16 protein-coding genes are annotated in these 17320 nt (G+C 44.2%); 5 read left to right on the forward strand and 11 right to left on the reverse strand.

The window, feature by feature from the left end:
• Positions 1–98: 98 nt before the first annotated feature.
• Positions 99–1199 carry a response regulator gene (locus GVO60_RS09925; RefSeq protein ID WP_159653471.1) on the reverse strand — a complete coding sequence of 367 codons (1101 nt, stop codon included), beginning with the start codon at positions 1197–1199 and terminating at the stop codon, positions 99–101.
• 237 nt (positions 1200–1436) lie between these two features.
• On the opposite strand from GVO60_RS09925, the gene GVO60_RS09930 reads away from it, so the two are divergent.
• Complete coding sequence (locus GVO60_RS09930) at positions 1437–2312, forward strand: LysR family transcriptional regulator (protein ID WP_159653473.1); 876 nt, start codon at positions 1437–1439, stop codon at positions 2310–2312.
• A gap of 45 nt (positions 2313–2357) precedes the next feature.
• Here GVO60_RS09930 and GVO60_RS09935 read toward each other — a convergent pair whose 3' ends face one another.
• The 3 genes from GVO60_RS09935 to fadI all read right to left on the reverse strand — a co-directional run bounded on the left by GVO60_RS09935 (position 2358) and on the right by fadI (position 6434).
• Positions 2358–2906: an NAD(P)H nitroreductase gene (locus GVO60_RS09935; protein ID WP_159653475.1), complete on the reverse strand. Its 549-nt coding sequence runs from the start codon at positions 2904–2906 to the stop codon at positions 2358–2360.
• Positions 2907–3003: 97 nt separating this feature from the next.
• Positions 3004–5127, reverse strand: coding sequence for a fatty acid oxidation complex subunit alpha FadJ (gene fadJ, locus GVO60_RS09940; protein WP_159653477.1), 2124 nt, complete (start codon positions 5125–5127; stop codon positions 3004–3006).
• Entirely contained in the window at positions 5127–6434 is a 1308-nt protein-coding gene (fadI, locus tag GVO60_RS09945) for an acetyl-CoA C-acyltransferase FadI (RefSeq protein WP_159653479.1), read from the reverse strand. The genes fadJ and fadI overlap by 1 nt, the downstream gene beginning before the upstream one ends.
• 605 nt (positions 6435–7039) lie before the next feature.
• Between fadI and GVO60_RS09950 the strand changes: the two genes are divergently transcribed.
• The 4 genes from GVO60_RS09950 (at position 7040) to GVO60_RS09965 (ending at position 11520) form a co-directional block, all read left to right on the forward strand.
• Positions 7040–7633 (forward strand): sigma-70 family RNA polymerase sigma factor, encoded by a 594-nt coding sequence (locus tag GVO60_RS09950; protein WP_159653481.1) that lies wholly within the window; start codon positions 7040–7042, stop codon positions 7631–7633.
• Positions 7626–8357: a DUF3379 family protein gene (locus tag GVO60_RS09955; protein WP_159653483.1), complete on the forward strand. Its 732-nt coding sequence runs from the start codon at positions 7626–7628 to the stop codon at positions 8355–8357. Before GVO60_RS09950 ends, GVO60_RS09955 begins: the two co-directional genes overlap by 8 nt.
• Before the next feature lie 266 nt (positions 8358–8623).
• Positions 8624–9916: an outer membrane protein transport protein gene (locus GVO60_RS09960; RefSeq protein WP_159653485.1), complete on the forward strand. Its 1293-nt coding sequence runs from the start codon at positions 8624–8626 to the stop codon at positions 9914–9916.
• Positions 9917–10245: 329 nt separating this feature from the next.
• The gene (locus GVO60_RS09965; protein WP_159653487.1) at positions 10246–11520 is read left to right on the forward strand and encodes an outer membrane protein transport protein; all 1275 of its coding nucleotides are present in this window, start codon (positions 10246–10248) and stop codon (positions 11518–11520) included.
• 71 nt (positions 11521–11591) lie between these two features.
• Here GVO60_RS09965 and GVO60_RS09970 read toward each other — a convergent pair whose 3' ends face one another.
• The 7 genes from GVO60_RS09970 to ccmD form a co-directional block, all read right to left on the reverse strand.
• A complete protein-coding gene (locus GVO60_RS09970; protein WP_159653489.1) occupies positions 11592–12362 on the reverse strand; it encodes an MlaA family lipoprotein in 771 nt (256 codons plus the stop codon).
• A gap of 65 nt (positions 12363–12427) precedes the next feature.
• Entirely contained in the window at positions 12428–13645 is a 1218-nt protein-coding gene (ccmI, locus tag GVO60_RS09975; protein ID WP_159653491.1) for a c-type cytochrome biogenesis protein CcmI, read from the reverse strand.
• Entirely contained in the window at positions 13645–14124 is a 480-nt protein-coding gene (locus GVO60_RS09980; protein WP_159653493.1) for a cytochrome c-type biogenesis protein, read from the reverse strand. The genes ccmI and GVO60_RS09980 overlap by 1 nt, the downstream gene beginning before the upstream one ends.
• Positions 14121–14675: a DsbE family thiol:disulfide interchange protein gene (locus GVO60_RS09985; RefSeq protein ID WP_159653495.1), complete on the reverse strand. Its 555-nt coding sequence runs from the start codon at positions 14673–14675 to the stop codon at positions 14121–14123. Before GVO60_RS09985 ends, GVO60_RS09980 begins: the two co-directional genes overlap by 4 nt.
• Complete coding sequence (locus GVO60_RS09990; protein ID WP_159653497.1) at positions 14675–16633, reverse strand: heme lyase CcmF/NrfE family subunit; 1959 nt, start codon at positions 16631–16633, stop codon at positions 14675–14677. The genes GVO60_RS09985 and GVO60_RS09990 overlap by 1 nt, the downstream gene beginning before the upstream one ends.
• Complete coding sequence (gene ccmE / locus GVO60_RS09995) at positions 16630–17115, reverse strand: cytochrome c maturation protein CcmE (protein WP_159653499.1); 486 nt, start codon at positions 17113–17115, stop codon at positions 16630–16632. The genes GVO60_RS09990 and ccmE overlap by 4 nt, the downstream gene beginning before the upstream one ends.
• Positions 17112–17318 carry a heme exporter protein CcmD gene (gene ccmD / locus GVO60_RS10000; protein ID WP_159653501.1) on the reverse strand — a complete coding sequence of 69 codons (207 nt, stop codon included), beginning with the start codon at positions 17316–17318 and terminating at the stop codon, positions 17112–17114. The genes ccmE and ccmD overlap by 4 nt, the downstream gene beginning before the upstream one ends.
• Positions 17319–17320 lie beyond the last annotated feature (2 nt).

The raw sequence follows: 17320 nt of genomic DNA on the forward strand, positions 1-17320 counted from the left end.
GGTTTATTTTTGTTTCGGCGGACTATACCCCAAACTCAAGACAACAAACACCGAGTAATAAAAGGGTTATTAAGATTTTATGACACGTAAGGTAGCGCTTAAGCACTACCTCCACTATAGATATCAAGAGTGAAGCTACTAGAACCTAGGCAGCTTAATGCAATCTGACAAGCTGACTGAATCGGTAAGTCAGTAGTAATGAAGTTTTTAATGCAGTTGTCACCAAGATTCACACCTGGTTGAATATGCTGAGATACATACCCATTTGACCACTGACAATCTAGGCCTGCTGGCAATAAAGATAAGGTACTCTCAGAAAGGTCCGCCACACCAAACAGAGCTTTGACGGGAGTGGCACATTCCGAGCATTGAATACCCTTTTCTAGTAAATAGGCAATATCTTTCAAATCAGCATTAAAGCATTTCAAATTGCGAAGATAGTCGTGGAATAAAGCTCGAACGAGCAACGTCGTCGCAGCGCCATGCTCACCTTCACTGGCAGAATCCACAATGTAAAAGGCAAACTGACCATTCATCAGCCATGCGTAATCAAACACGATAGGCATGACATCTGTCGATTGCAATAAGCGATAGCTGCACTTCCAACTGCCCTGCGATGTGTCTCGCTCTGGGAGCAAAGCGTGCAGTAAATCTTTCGCTGCACTGCGATTATCTTGTAAAAACTCAAGGTGCCAGTGCAACTCCTGCTCTTCAGGAATATCACCGCTATCAACGCGGAACCATTGGCTAGAAAAGTCTCGTTGATCACTCAGATGATTGTCTGAATCATCTAGAGTGTTTTCAATAGCACATACAAGGTGTTCGTAATTGCCAATCGGTTTTGGTAAAAAGTCTTTAATGCCGTAGCGAAGCGCTTTGGCGACATCGGACATATCATCCGTTGCTGACACTACGATAAGTGGCAGAGATGGATACTCTAAACTCACTTCTTCAACAAACTCGATGCCATCTAATACTGGCATTGCTAAGTCACACATGACGATGTCTGGTTCCGCATCACGAAGCTTCCTTAGACCCTCCAGTCCATTTTCAGCTTCAACAACTTTGTAGCCTTGGGTAACTAGGAAAGCGGACGTAATTCGGCGGAATATAGGGTCATCATCAACCAACATGACAAGTTTTTCACCTACAGCGATAGCCGGTACGTCGCTGGGTGCAACTTCTATCGTTTTATACATAAACCTTTGCCTCACACAACTAAAGTACAACTGATTTATTATTGTTATTTGTAAATTCAAACGCTCTATAAAAAATAGTCATGAAAGGCCTTTTATACAAATCTTCCACTTTGGCTCTAGGTTGCATACTATATGTATGGAATCTTAAATATCGATAAAGTTGTTGATGTGACTCAACCTTTGACATTTGATATAGAGATAAATTAACCGAATTCGTAAAAAAATGTGTCTGGTGAAATGAAATTAGATGATCTCAACTTGTTCAGGCTTGTCGTAGAAAATGGGAGTTATACAGCAACTTCCCGTAAAACGATGATTCCTGTTGCAACCATTACGCGACGTATTCAAGCTTTAGAAGACTCTCTAAACTTGCGTCTGCTAAATAGACACGCACGTAAACTTTCGCTTACGGAAGCGGGAGAACGCTTTTACAGCGAATGCTCACCTCTGTTGGATAGATTAACGCTAACCGCAGAAGAGTTGTCTGATGAATGCCGCGGAGCTGCGGGGAAAATTCGTATTACTTCGCCATCCAATTTGACCAAACGCATGATGATGCCGATGTTCAATGCATTCATGAGCCAGTATCCAGACATTAACCTTGAGCTAACAACCAGCAACCACTCAGATCAACTTGATCCAACAGAGTGGGATGTGATCTTCCGCGTTGGCCCGCAGCGAGACTCCAGCTTAATCGCTCGTAAAATCAACTCAGTGGAAGATATCTTAGTTGCTAGCCCAGAGTATTTGAAAGCGCACCCGGCGCCTAAACACGCTGAAGAGCTGCATAACCACAGCCTACTCAAGGGTGCTCCACTGCTAAAGTGGCAGTTGTCGAATCAAAATGGTGAAACAGTCATCAACAATGATAAGGGCCGATTCCAATCAAATACTCTTAACGTTGTTCGTAGTGCTTGTTCTGATGGCTTAGGGATTACCTTGATGCCTGATGTGATGCTTAAAGAGTACATTGATGATGGCAGCTTAATTCGTGTGCTTTCTGATTGGAGTGCCAACCCGCGCGATATTTATATGTTGTACAACCATAAAGACCACTTACCAGAGAAAGTGCGTTTATTTATTGATTTTGTCATCGCTTACAACATCCACTAAACAAAAAAGAGCTTGGTTATCCACCAAGCTCTTTTCTATTGCATGCTATAAAAATTCAACAAATTTACTTAGGTCTCGCTCCGGCACCTTCATCGGTGTACAACCCGGTGTTCCTAAGTAAAGGAAACCAACGATCTCATCGTCCCCTTCTAAACCGAATGCTTGATGAACCTCTGAATGGAACATCCACTTTCCTGAGCGCCAAAAACCTTGGAAGCCTTGAGCAACCGCAGCCATCTGCATAGCTTGAGCAGCGCAACCTGCAGATAAATACTGTTCTAAAGCCGGCACCTTGTCGTGTTCCGTCACTTTAGCAATCACAGTAATCACCATAGGTGCTCTAAAAGGCGCATTTTTCACCTTCTCTACCACGGCTTCGTCGCTGTTGTCCGCTTCTGCCGCTTTAACCAAAATATCAGAGAGCTTGTTCAACCCTTCACCCTGAGCAATCACAAAGCGCCAAGGCGTCAGTGCTGCGTGGTCAGGCGCACGTAAACCTGCGCGGATGATGTTTTCTAATACTTGACCTTCCGGCGCCGGGGCCGAAAGTTTGGCAATAGAGCGACGGTTGAGCAATAGATCTAAAGCGTCCATTTGAATTCCTTAACGTTTACTCGTTGTTTTTCTTGATAATAACTCTCAAATAAAAAAAAGGCGAACCTAATGGCTCGCCTATCTATCATTATTGCGGCTATTCGTAGAACGGCTTATCAAGCCCTGCTCGAGTTAACAACCCATCACACGGAGCAAAACGATCACCGTATTTCTCTGCGTGCTCATTCATGATCTCGACCAGTTTCTTGATGCCGATTTGATCCATATAACGGAACGGACCGCCTAAGAATGGCGGGAAGCCAATACCAAAGATTGCACCAATATCACCATCTCGTGGACTGCGGATAATACCCTCATCCAAACAACGAACCGCTTCATTCAACATTGGTAACACGCAACGCATCGCCATGTCGTTTTGAGCCATTTTAGATTCAGGGCTCAGGCCAAGCAGCTTGTAGACAGATTTATCGACTTCTTTCTTCTTACCTTTGTAGGTATAGAAACCTTTACCACTCTTACGTCCTTTACGGCCGTCATTGAGCAGCTTGTCAAATACATCTGGGCCTTTGAAGCGATCACCTAGCTCGTTAACCAAAATAGGCATGATTTTCGCGCCGATATCGACACCAACTTCATCCAATAAGGTAATTGGGCCGACAGGGAAACCAAAGTTAAGCAACGCTTTATCTAGATGACCTATTGGCTCACCAGACATCAGCACCTGCGCCGCTTCATTCATGTAAGGCGCCAGAATTCGGTTGACGTAAAAACCGGCACAGTCTTTAACAACGATTGGCGTTTTACCTTGCTTACGAGCAAATTCAACCACAGTTGAAATAGCTTCGTCCGACGTCCCTGCGTGTGGAATCACTTCAACCAAAGGCATTTTTTCTACCGGGCTAAAGTAATGCAGACCGACGACATTTTCAGGACGTTTTGCTTTTTCAGCAATCTGAGAAATAGGTAGCGAAGAAGTATTTGTCGCGAAAACCGTGCTATCTTTCGCGTTATCTTCAATATCTGCAACTATACTCTGCTTAAGTTCAAGATCTTCAAATACTGCTTCAATAACAATATCCGCATGATTGAAGCTGGTAAAATCAATGCCACCTGACAGTTGCAGCATCTTTTCTTGCACTTGCGCTTTTGACAAGATACGGCGTTTTCGCTGCGTTTCGAATAATTTATGGTTGTACTTGAGGGCATTCAGTACGCCATCATTAGACACATCTTTAATACGAACCGGCACTTTAGCTTTAGCCACACTAACATGGCTAATGCCTGCGCCCATCAAACCACCGCCCAGTACAGCAGCGCGTTTTACGGTTAGCGGCTCGGCATCACTGCCATTTTCTTTCTTCATTTCTGTCGTTGCAAAGAAGATAGAACGTAGCGCTTTGGATTCAGGAGTCATAACTAGCTCAGCAAAACGCTGCGCCTCTTTCTGTTGCCCTTTTTCGAACCCTTTCTCTAAACCAGTGCGAATGACTTCGAGAATTGCGTCTGCTGCTGGGTAGTTACCGCGAGTTTTCTCGTGAGTTTTCTTCGCAGCTTGTTCAAAAATAACTTTGCGACCAAGGCCAGTATTTGAAATGAGCTTCTCTTTGGTTGAAACTTTACGCTTCGCTTTTTTGCCTCCGCCATTCTTTTCGACAAAGCTCTTGGCAACGTCTAGTAAAATGGTATCTGGCACAACCGCGTCAACCACACCCAATTTCTTGGCTTTTTTCGCTCGTAATTGCTTACCTGTAAGAATCAAATCCAATGATGGTAGTAAACCAATTAGACGAGGTAAACGCTGAGTACCGCCTGACCCCGGCAATAAACCAAGTTGAACTTCAGGAAGACCTAAGCGTGTTTTGTCTGAGTCGGTACAAACGCGATAATCACATGCTAGTGCCAACTCAAGACCACCACCCAAACATGGACCGTGAATCGCAGCAACAACTGGGTAAGGCAGATCAGACAGGTGTTGGAACATCTGCTGGCCTTTTTCTGCTAACGCTTGAGCTTCATCAACAGTAGTACAGGCATCTAACATGCGAACATCTGCACCCGCGACAAAATTATCTGGTTTAAGGGAGTGTAGAATCAGCCCTTTGATTGAAGATTTCTTCTTTTCAAGTTGCGTGAACACCTCTTCCATCTCTTGCGCGAATGCAGCCTGAAGCGTATTCATTTTTTCGCCAGGTACATCAATCGCTAGCCAAGCAATGTCATTTTCATCAATATTTAGCTTAAACGCTTTCTGTTCGCTCATTACTCAACCTCCAAAATCATCGCTGCGCCAAGACCACCCGCTGCACACGCGGTATTTAGAGCCAAACCACCACCACGGCGTTGAAGCTCTCGTAGCGTTTGAGTAATCATTCGAGCGCCAGTCGCTGCAAATGGGTGACCATAAGCAATCGAACCGCCAAGAACATTAAACTTATCCATATCAATCTCGCCAATCGCCTTTGAACGACCAAGGTGCTGCTGGGCAAACTGATCGCTAGCAAACATTTTTACATTGGATAACGCTTGTGCGGCAAAAGCTTCATGCATATCAATTAAGGTCAAATCTGACAATTCGATACCCGCACGCTCTAGTGCCATTGGTGTTGCGAAAGAAGGCCCCATCAACATGTCTTTTTCGACGCCGATGGCTGAAAATGCATAAGAACGGATGTAACCCATAATATCGAGACCAAGCTCTTTTGCTCGACCTTCACGCATCAACATGATTGCAGCAGCGCCGTCTGTTAATGGCGTGCTGTTTGCCGCAGTCACACTACCGTATTGACGGTCAAACGCAGGGCGCAGTTTTTCATAGCCTTCCAGCGTCGAGTCATAACGAATATTGTTGTCTTGAGAGATCCACTTTTTATAAGGTTCAGGGAAAGCGGTCATGACCTCCCCTTCAATTTTTCCATCTTGCCAAGCTTGGGCCGCAAGCGTATGAGAACGGTGCGCGAGTGCGTCTTGTTCTTGACGAGTAATACCATGTGACTTCGCCATTTGTTCGGCTGTTTGCCCCATAGAAAGGCCTGTCGAATACTCTGCAACCGCAGGTGGAACAGGCACCAAATCTTTTAGCGATAAGCTTTTTAGTATTTTTAGTTTTTGACCTACTGTTTTGGTTTTACTCAATGCCAACAAATTCGCTGCAAGCTTTTTAGAAACACCGATAGGTAAAACAGAAGAAGAGTCAGCGCCACCCGCAATACCCACATCAATGGTGCCAGACATAATGCTCTCTGCCACGTTGACCGCAGATTGGAAACTCGTCGCACAAGCACGAGTTACGCTATACGCATCAGTATTGATATCCATGCCAGTGCCTAACACAATTTCACGTGCGATGTTTGGCGCTTCCGGCATTTGTACTACTTGGCCAAATACCAATTGATCAACCATCTTCGGGTCAATCTCCGTACGCGCCATCATCTCGCTCACCACCATTTTGCCTAGGTCAACAGCAGGAACTTGGCTAAATTCCGTGCTCTGACGAGCAAAAGGGGTTCGCAAACCAGCGACAATTGCAACGCGCTCACCTGAGCGGGTTTTCATTTCCTGCTTGCCCATTGTTTCTCCTTGGATATTAAGAGGTCTGACCACGTCATTGTAACGAGATTGTTAACGCAATCAAACGATCGTTTGAATAAACGTGATTTAGAATTGAAAAGTGCTTCTTGAGATATAATGATTTAGTATGAATCGCACTGTTTTAATTTGATGTTTATCAATATGTTGACAGAGCTGAATTGCCACTGCGTCAAATCAGTGCAACTTTAGCGTTTGATTTGTTTCAGGCAAAAAAAAACCACACAAAACTGTGTGGTCGGAATGTATAAAGCAATTAACTTACGCCAATTGAAATAATCAGTTTCCTGATTAGGAGAAAGTAAAGTCAGCCTTCAAAAGGAAGTGTCATCTTGCTCAACATGTCAGTGAAACACTGACTAGATGACAGGTGCTACTATAACCTTTGAGATGCGCTAGATTTTGAAATAGATCAATTTTAAGTGAGTTTCTATCACCGTATGGCATTTATATATCGTTCAAATAACAGTGATGCGTGTGAATAGATATTTATTGAACAAATAATACTCACTATTACTTATTCGTTTGCTAGAAAATAGGTTCAGTAGAAATCGAGTTTTGTCAGACCTTTAGTTTGATTAAGCAGTATGAATCACAGAGCAGTTAGGGAGGCTCTTGTGTCGATAATCAATTTTTTTGGAAAGAAAAAGTCTGCCACCCCGGTCAACTCGGATATGGACAGACAAAGAAAATACGAAGCGCTCGTTCGCGCCTATCATCGAGATCTTTATCGCTATGCCTACTGGCTTTGCAAAGATCCCACGGTATCAGAAGACTTAGTGCAAGAAACCTGTTTACGCGCCTGGAAGTCTCTTGATAGCTTGCAAGATGAAAAGGCCGCTAAATCATGGCTTATCACTATCTTAAGACGTGAGAATGCACGACGCTTTGAGCGTAAACAATTTGATCTGGTTGATATCGACGATCATGGTAACGATGCTAAAGTCAGCGATGATCCTCACCATCAAACCGAGTGGATTCAGGCACAGATTATGAAACTCGACGTGGATTATCGAGAACCTCTTTTCCTCCAAGTCGTTGGTGGGTTTAGTGGTGAAGAGATTAGTCACATTCTGGATCTAAATAAAAATACGGTAATGACCCGTCTCTTTCGAGCTCGAAACCAACTTAAAGAGATGATCGATCCGGATAACAATCAAAGAGGACAGCATAATGGATGATTTAGAATTTCGTCGCAGCATCATGTCCGATCCAAAGTACAGAGACAACGAGCTCAATGAAGCCATCAAAAGTAGTGAAGCCAATTGCAAGTTTGCCGATGAAATTTTAGATTTGGATGCTCAAATAGCAAAAGCTATGAATGTGGATGTACCAGAAGATCTCGCCGACCGAATACTGTTTAACCAAACATCGAGTTCACAAGAAGACAATGTGATCAGGCCTAACTTTGCTCGACGTGCAATGGCAATGGCTGCATCAGTAGCGTTTGTTGCTGGCTTACTCGTTGGACAAGTGAATTGGGGTAATATTGTCGTTTCTTCAGCGCAGGCAAGCTTGGCTTCAACGGCAATAAAGCACGTCATTGCGGAAAAACCGTTCGTTAAAGATCTTGATGAGCAAGTTCAATCGTCGCAGATCAATGCCAAGATGGCGCCATTTGCTCATCATTTAGCAGAGAATTTCCCTTATCATGTCTACTACCTCAACCATTGTGGTTTTGGTGATTCAAATGCACTGCACATGGTGTTTGAAGGTCAAAAAGGCAAAGTTACTCTATTTTTGACAGGTATTGCTTCAGACAAAACCACAGACTTTGTCAAAGAAGGTATGGTTGGTGTAGTAGAACCAATCGGTCACACTAGTATGATCATCGTGGGCGATGAAGGTGAAGATGTAGCGAAGATCGCCGAAAACATCGCAGAAATCATCAAACCTATGAGTTAACAAAAAAATAACATTTTGTGACTTAGCTCAAGGCCTGAACAATCTGTTCAGGCCTTATTTTCGCCCAAAACTTAGAGTTAACACTCTAAAAAGGCGAGTTTTACAGCATTTTCCTGCTAGATAACCATCATTTCAGCAATTTTACCCCCCAAATAGGCAATGGTCGGATTTCTATATTCTATACTTGGGTCTAGTATCAGCCACCACTGAGCTTTTGCTCAAATATATCGCCCAGCTAGAGGCGAACTAAAAAGGAAAAAGCACCAATGAACAAGACGCGTCTGTTTAAAAAATCACTTTTAGCAGTGACAATTACCACAGCAACACTCGCTTCGCAGCACACTCTAGCTGCTGGCTTCCAACTTAACGCCCAATCTGCAACCGGTATCGGCCGTGCATTCGCCGGTGACGCAGTAATCGCAGATAACGCATCTGTTATGGCTCGTAACCCAGCGGCAATGGCACTGTTTGATGACGTAGAGCTTTCTCTAGGTTTTGAAAGCATTACTTCGATGATTGAAGTGAAAGATGCTACTTACACTCGACTTCTTGTTGATGGAAGTGGTAACCCGCTAGCAGCACCAACTCAATCAGACGCTAGTTACGATGATGCGGGTGGTACTTCTATTGCACCGAACATTCACCTAATCGTTCCAGTCAACGAGACTTTTGCTTGGGGTATCAACGCTTACACTAACTTCGGTACTAAAACAGAGTTCAGCGACGATTATGTTGCTGGCGAATACGGCGGCCTAACCGATGTTAAAAGCATGAATATCGGCCTTGCGGGCTCATTCCGTATGAATGAGCAATGGAGTTTCGGTGCTGGTCTAGATATTATTTATGGTCAAGGCAAGCTAGAGCGTTCTTTGACAGGCGGCCCAGAATTACTTGACGTAGACGCTGATGGTTGGGCACTTGGTTTTAACGTAGGTACAGTTTACGAACTCAACGAAAACAACCGTTTTGGCTTAGCTTACCACTACTCACCTAAGCTGCAGGCAACAGGCGATATCAACTTTGCTGGCTACACAGGCTCGAATAGTGCAATCAGCGACACATTATACATGCCTCTACCAGACCTACTGGAATTTTCTGGTTACCACCGCATCGAAGACACTAAGTTTGCCGTTCACTACAGCATTCAGTACATTGGTTGGAGTTCGTTCGATAAGTTAGAAGCGGATAAGAGTGGCACTCTAAACGATTACGAATGGCAAAATGGCATGCACTACGCACTTGGTGGTACTTACTACCTGAACCAAGACTGGACACTACGTGCCGGCTACATGTATGACACCAGCGCACAAGATGAGCTAACGTCAATCTCTGTACCAGATTCAGACCGTCAATGGTTCTCAACTGGCTTTACATACCACCTAGACAGTAAGTCAAACATCGACTTCGGCTTTACCTACCTAATGGGTAAGGATGTTGATGTTAAAGAAAGTAAAGCACTACCAACATCGACATCTGGTGTATACCTAGCAACACAGGTAGAAGGTACAACCCATGCTGACGCTATCTTGCTAGGCCTACAATACAGCCGTAGCTTCTAAGACTAGCTAACAAATACAATCCAAAAGGCCAGTGTTCACTGGCCTTTTTTGTACTCCCAATCTTTGTAATCCCCTGAAACTCATCATTTCTTCTATTGCTCGTTGCTGATTTTGGCTTACACCTGTTGCGCTAAACGCCATTCCAAACCTACAAGTGTACGCTGAAATGAATAAACAACTGCGTAACAATCAAAATTTATCACTACCAATCAAAGGTTATGACAAATTAAACTCCAAATAGACTTAGTACACTGTTTTTAATTTTTAAAGTAATAGCTCTAACCTTATCATCGCCCGACTGATTAAACTCAATCTCAGCGAACATTATAATGAAAACAAATAAGACTCTCCTTTCACTAGCAGTAGCGTGTAGCCTAGTGAGCACCTCAGCGGCAGTTAATGCAGCAGGCTTCCAATTAGCAGAATACTCAGCAACGGGTCTAGGTCGTGCGTACGCTGGTGAAGCAGCAATGGCAGACAACGCAAGCGCACAGTGGCGTAACCCAGCAATGCTGACTTACCTAGAAGGTACTCAGGTTTCTGTCGGTGCGATTTATGTGGATCCAAACATTGATATTGACGGGGAAATCACAACAGCTTCTATGACAGGTGATCGCCGCGGCGCAACTTCGGCTAAAGATATTGCTCACAGCGCTGTCGTTCCTAACTTTTACCTTTCACACAAGTACAGTGACAAGCTCGCCGTTGGTTTCGCTCTAGGCACCAACTACGGAATGGAAACAGAACTGGAAAGCTCTTTCAATGCTATCCACTTCGGCGACGAAGCAAAAGTAATGACAGTTGAAGCAGTCACAAGCATTGCATACCAAGTTAACGAAGAAGTTAGTATTGGTGGCGGTATTCGCTATGTAACTGGTGAAGGCCACTTTGGCGCAAGCAACCAAGTTCTTAAAACCCTCAAATATATGGAAGGCGACGATAGTTCTTGGGGCTATCAAGTCGGTACAGCATGGCAGATTAATGACAATAACCGCATTGGTTTTGCATACAAATCTGAAGTTACCATGGACTTTGAAGGCTACGCGACAGGCTTCGGCTTTAACGCTACAAATCCAACAGCAAAAAAAGATGGCAGCTTAGCGATTATCTTACCAGCGACAGCGGAAATTGCGTCATACAGCCAAATCAATGAGAAAGTTGGTGTTCACGCAAGTATTAACTGGACTGACTGGAGCACGTTTAAAGAGCTGAAGGCAGATTTCGACGATGGTACATCAGACGTTATTAAAACCGAAAACTGGAAAGACAACTACCGCTTTGCAGTCGGCGCAACGTACCAAGTAGACCCTAAACTAGCCCTTCGTTCAGGTATCGCTTACGACACTGCAGCTGTAGATGACAAATATCGTACAACAACGATTCCTGAAACAGACCGTACTTGGCTAAGCTTTGGTGCTTCTTACGAATTCACCAAAAACTTAACTCTTGATGGCGGTTTTACCTACATTATTGCTAAAGACGCTCCAATCAAAGAACCACGTGACGCATCTGATAATTTATCAGCAGCAATTGGCGGTGAATTCGAAGGTGAAATCTCTGGTGACATCTGGCTAATCGGCGTACAAGCAAACTACAAATTCTAATCGTTGCTAAAGCACATATTAAAAAGGCTTGGTCCGTGACCAAGCCTTTTTAATATGTGCAGTTTTGATAACTAGAAATCGTCTAGATACTCATCTAAATACGCTTCTTCATCAACATTGTATTCATCTGACTCAATTTCCGCTTTAAAGTCTTGTCGCTGCAAGTATGCATCACGCGTCAAAGAGTATGGATCAGGCGAGTTATGGAGCATTGCTTCTTGCGGAACTAAGGCAGCTCGACTTTCCATTCCCTCTAAAGCCCACTTCCCGAGCCCTGCCCAGAAGTTAAGGTAGGTCAATGGTACATACATACCATCCACAACATCGGATGCTTCACGTACTGTCCAAGGGCCGTAACCTGGCACCATTACATATGGACCATTCCCAACACCATAATGGCCTACGGCATCACTGAACGCCTTATCATTGTGATCCGAAATACCTGCTGCGCTAGCAATATCGATCAAACCTAGCAAACCAAATGTGCTGTTAATCCAAAAACGGTTAAAGTGATCAACGGCCTTTTCACCATTTCCCATAATGATGTTATTGACCATACTGGATGGCTCATCAAGATTGCTCAAGAAGTTCGCAACACCTTTACGTACTGGTACTGGTACATAATCTACATAAGCGAGTGAAACTGGACGTACTAAATAGGGATCAAGGTAGTCATAGTTGATATCCCACATCGCACGGTTGAACCCTTCTATAGGGTCATTAACCTCTGATTCAAAAGGTGTTGACTCAGATTCAGAGGTTGCTTCTGGAGATCCCGCGCAACCCGCTAAGAATAAAGTCGCGGAGAGCGCCAACCACATCTGAGACTTAAAACTATTCATTATTATAATTTCCATAAAAAAGGCCGGTGAATCACCGGCCTCTATTCATTGATAATTCACAGTTATTAATACTGCTTATCAATCACAACTTCAACTGGTTCGCCTATTTTAACGGCTTCACTCTCGCCAAACCAGTCCCCATCTCGAGTCGCAACATTGCCATCGCTATCAATACGTGCGCGAACCATTAACGATTCAAGTGAAGAAAGCTTACGCTCAGCCATCATGCTGTTGCCATCATCCAAAACAACTGTACGAGGCAGACTGCCCACAGGATAACGCGCTGCTGCGATAGGCATTGGAGAACCATCAGCAGAATGAACAGAAACGATAAGTGCAGCATTCGGGTCAGCGACAACATTCTCAGCGACTGAGATTGTGACTGCGACAGATTTGCCCGTCCCTACTTGTTGACCCATCTGTTTCTGCGCGTTCTCAATACTGCGACCAAGCATCTCATAACGGCTGTCTTCTGGACCGATCATTTGCTGCATAATACTCCAGTAACGAACCGCCGCTGGGAAGTCTTTACGCTCAAATGCATCAAATGCCAACAATGAGAACACACGTAGGTCGACGTAATCATTCTGAACAAGACGACCTAAGATACGGCGTGCGTTGTCCTGATCAACATCATCTTGAGATAACATCAAAGCTTGCGCGTAACCTAACATGATATCGTTGCTATCTGGCTCAAGTTTATACGCTTTTTTCATTGCACCAATCGCCGTATCCACACTGCGATTTGCCAGCGCAATACGGCCAAGCAACAACCAACCTGTTGAATCTTCAGGTTGATAATGTAGGCGAGTGCGTAGTGCTAAAGACAGGTCTTGCATTTCATCTTCACTAAGCTCAGCACCTTGTGGAGACATCAGCTTCTTCGACAATGCAGGTAAGTTAGACGTTACTTCTTGCCACTGCTTCACGTCATCCTGAGCACCAAACTTAAAGTACATTGCATAAGAAAGACCAACCACCAAAATCATCGATGGAATCAACACAGCCATCGGAGATACTGCGTTTTCTTTCTCTCGCTTTTCATCTGCGGGAATATCGTCTAGCAGTGATTGTTTCAAGTCATCAATCAGATCTTGCTGGTTTTCAACAAGCCCTTCTTCCGCCTCTTCTTCAAGTTCACTCAGACGATCTTTATAAAACGCTTTGTTCAATTCATCGCGCAGCGCTTCATCATTATTTGCTTTCTGTTTCAATATCGGCAGTGCAACAAGTACACAGCTCAATACGACAAGAATGACTGAAGCTATCCAAAATAGTGTCATTACTGCTTATCTCCATCATTCTTTTCATCAAGCAGAGCTTTTAAACGTGCTTCTTTACCTTGATCCCAATCATCTTGCTGCTCAGTCGTAACTTTCTTTGCTCGACTACGCAAAACGATAAAACCAAAGCCAAACAAGACAACGCTAATTGGACCTAACCATAAGATCGCAGTCGCCGCTGTAAATGGAGGGTTATACGTCACAAAGTTACCGTAACGTGCGATCATGTAATCAATGATCTCTTGCTTTGATTTACCCGCTTTCGTCATCTCATAGACTTTTTCACGTAAATCAACCGCAAGTTCGGCATTGGAATCTGCAATCGTGTTGTTCTGACACTTAGGACAACGAAGCGTATTACCCAGCTCTTTAAACTGTTGTTCTTGCTCTAATGTATCAAATTCATGAACTTCGATAGCAGCATGCGCTGCCATCGAAAATGCGACTGCGGCAAACAAAGAAAGCATTAACTTCTTCATTGTTTAGCCTCCGCTAGCAGTTCTTCATACATTGGTTTAAGTTTTTCGTTCCAGTTACGAACGTTAACATCACCAACATGACGGTAGCGGATCACGCCATTAGCATCGATTAAGAAGGTTTCCGGCGCGCCGTATACACCAAGGTCAAGGCCTAACATGCCGTTGCCATCGAACAGGCTAATCAAGTAGGGATTGCCTAAGTCATTTAGCCAACCTATCGCCTTATTGCGATCATCTTTGTAGTTCATACCGATGATCTTGACACCTTCACTTGCCAATTCATTAAGATACTGGTGCTCTGCATAACAAGTCGGGCACCAAGTCGCCCAAACGTTAAGCAGTAAGGGCTCACCTTTGAAAATAGCTTGGTCGTACAACTTACCTGGCTCAGCCAAGTCTTCAAGACGGAACTCAGGCACTGCCTTACCAACCAGCACAGATTCAAGCTTTGTTGGATCGTCACCTTGCGAGTTTTTAACAAGCTGAGTGGCAAACACAGCCACCAAGCCCATAAACGCCAACAGTGGGATAAAGAGAAGTTTCTTATTCATTATGCCTCCTGCTTCTTCGCGCTTTTTCTAAAGCGGTAACGTTTGTCACTAATTGAGATAAGACCACCAAGTGCCATCAACAATGAACCAGCCCAGATCCAACGCACAAATGGTTTGTGATAGATACGAACTGCCCATGACTTGTTGTCATCCAATCTTTCACCCATCGCGATGTATAGGTCGCGAGTAATACCGCGATCAATCGCCGCTTCGGTCATCATTGAGCGTGCTGTGCGATAGAAACGTTTCTCCGCATGAAGCGTATTTACGTACTTACCATCAAGGGTAATTTCAAAATCAGCAATGTAGCCGTCATAGTTCGGGCCATCTTTATCACGCAAACCTTTGAAATAGAAATCATAGCCTTGGATCTGATAATGCTCACCCGGCGCCAAACGTACATCACGTTCAATACTGTAGTTTTGCACCATTGCAATACCGATGATTGAAACTGCAAGACCAATATGACCAAGCATCATTGCCCAATGACTACGTTGCAGTTTCTTCACGCCTTCCATAAATGAATGACGGTGAGTTGCACGTTGATGTAATTCAAAGCCATGCATGAAGATAATCCACAGCGCCATTACCCAACCGATGTAAGCCATAGTTAGGAAAAAGTCTGAGAACAACACAGTAAACACATAAGCCAACGCGAATGATGCAACACCTGAAATTAGCATTGGCTTTTTCAAGCTTGATAGATCATCACGCTTCCAGCGAATCATTGGGCCAATACCCAACAAGAACGAGAATGGAATCATTAACCACGCGAAAAGCATGTCAAAGAATGGCGCGCCGATAGAAACCGAACCAAGACCAATCTGCTTGTGAACCAATGGTAGTAGTGTACCTACAAGTACAACGACTAAAGCTGCGATAAGTAGAACGTTATTTGCTAACAGTGCATTCTCGCGAGAGACCAAATCAAAGTTACCACGAACTCGAACTGAAGCCCCTTTCAGAGCAAACAGGAGTAGCGAACCACCAATAACAAAGACTAGGAAGCCTAAAATAAACATACCGCGAGATGGATCCGACGCAAATGCGTGAACCGAAACCAAAATGCCTGAACGGACTAGGAAAGTACCCAGTAAGCTAAGTGAGAATGCAGAGATAGCTAGCAATACCGTCCATGCTTTGAACGTACCGCGTTTTTCTGTCACTGCTAATGAGTGCATCAATGCCGTACCCGCAAGCCAAGGCATAAACGAAGCATTTTCTACTGGATCCCAGAACCACCAGCCACCCCAGCCAAGTTCGTAGTAAGCCCACCATGAGCCTAATGCGATACCCAGAGTTAGGAATAACCATGCTGCTGTTGTCCAAGGACGAGACCAACGAGCCCAAGCAGTATCAAGGCGACCAGTCATCAGTGACGCAATCGCAAAAGAGAAAGCAACGGAGAAACCTACGTAACCCATGTACAGCATCGGCGGGTGGATAATCAAGCCCGGATCTTGAAGTAATGGGTTAAGATCTCGACCGTCAACTGGGAAGAAAGGTAAAGTTCGTAAGAACGGGTTTGAGGTTACGATGATAAACAGTAGGAAACCAACGGTAATCATACCCATTACAGCTAGCACTCGTGCTACCGACTCTTGAGGCATACCACGACTAAATGAGGCAACCGCCACAGTCCAAGCAGCTTGAATCAATACCCAAAGTAGTAATGAGCCTTCGTGAGCGCCCCATACTGCCGTTAAACGGTAATACCAAGGTAACAAACTGTTCGAGTTTGTTGCCACATAGTTCAGCGTAAAGTCGTTGGTATAGAAAGCCCAAAGCAGTACACCAAACGAAAGGGAAAGAAGTAAGAACATACCCCAAGACAAAGGTCTTGCGGTGTTCATAAGCATGGTGTTGTTACGCGATGCCCCAACCAACGGCAAAATACTTAAAAGTACTGCCATTGCCAAAGAGACAATTAGGGCAAAATGACCAATTTCAGCAATCATTGACCGCTTCCTTGTTTTTGTTGTTCACTGTATTGAAGCGGCTCGTGAGTCTTCTTCATTGCTTCTGCCACTTCTGGCGGCATGTATTCTTCATCGTGTTTTGCCAACACTTCGAAAGCTTCAATCGTGGTTGCATCTTTTAATACGCCCTGCGCAACGATCCCCTGCCCCTCACGGAATAGATCCGGCAAAATACCATCATATAAGATAGTGACTTTTGGGCCGACATCATGCAGATCAAACGAAACACGGAGTGATTCAACATCACGCTTCACAGACCCTTCTACCACCATGCCACCAATACGTAGTCGCTGACCTACCTCTGGTTTTGAACCATCAGGTTTGCCATTCACTAGCTCAGTTGGGGTATAGAAAAGGTCCATATTTTGATTTAAGGCATACAGCATTAGGCCGATTGTGGCACTAACACCAATGAAAATGGCAAGAACAATGCCGAGCCTCTTTTTACGTCTTGGGTTCATAGTGTGTTCTCCAAATTCTTAGCGGCGTCAATACGAGCTTGTCTGTCGACTTTTGATTGCACTTCATTTAGCAAAGCTTTTCCACGGCGAACACTCACAATAAGCAAAATCAACATGGAAAGAAAAGTAATACCAAATGCGCTCCAGACATAGCCTGCGTAACCACCCATAGCGAAAAAATCGCTCAAAGATTCAAAATGCATAA

Origin of the sequence: Vibrio atypicus, from assembly GCF_009811315.1 — a bacterium.
GTDB classification, from domain to species: Bacteria; Pseudomonadota; Gammaproteobacteria; order Enterobacterales; family Vibrionaceae; genus Vibrio; species Vibrio atypicus.